The sequence below is a fragment of the Fulvivirga kasyanovii genome, assembly GCF_009711405.1.
Lineage (GTDB): Bacteria > Bacteroidota > Bacteroidia > Cytophagales > Cyclobacteriaceae > Fulvivirga > Fulvivirga kasyanovii.
On the sequence record NZ_SMLW01000664.1, the window covers coordinates 41,323 to 41,872 of the forward strand.

The window sequence follows — 550 nt, forward strand, 5'->3', positions numbered from 1 at the left end:
TATGCTATTATCATCGTAGGTAAGCGTAGGCTGCATATCTTCAGGCTGAACAATGCCTATTCCGGGTATGTCAGAACCTTCTACTTTAACGGGGTAAAAGCCGTGGAATATTGTGGAGTCGCGTACAGCGGCTTTCGATATCACAGTATTAAATGGTAGTGTATAATCCTTTTTAACTTTGGAATCATATCGAAAAAGGCCTTCTGAACCCGCAATCCAGACGATTCCATTTTCGTCAGGGTAAATCGCTAAGATTTCCATTTCGGGAAGTCTTTTAAAGGGTGTCGATTCTCTTAAGTATTCATCGCCGCTTTGATAAAAACGCTCAATGTGCTCGGTTCGGTCTTTTGCGATAACAGAAGCAAAATAGTCCCCATTTGGGGCTTCAGATAAAACTCCAATATTAATAGGCTGTTTAATCAGGCTGGTGTCTTTAAAAAATAAGATTTTTTCACCTTTATCAACCTTATAGAAGCCATTATCGCTGCTAAAAAGTAGATTATTATCTTTTTCAAAAATTGTTATTTTATTTACATCACTAAGTCCATTT

General features: G+C 37.6%; 1 protein-coding gene. It reads right to left on the minus strand.

Features of this window, described 5'->3' with window-relative positions:
* The coding region (locus E1163_RS26365) for a two-component regulator propeller domain-containing protein (RefSeq protein ID WP_185156221.1) at positions 1-550 on the minus strand (550 nt) is incomplete at both ends.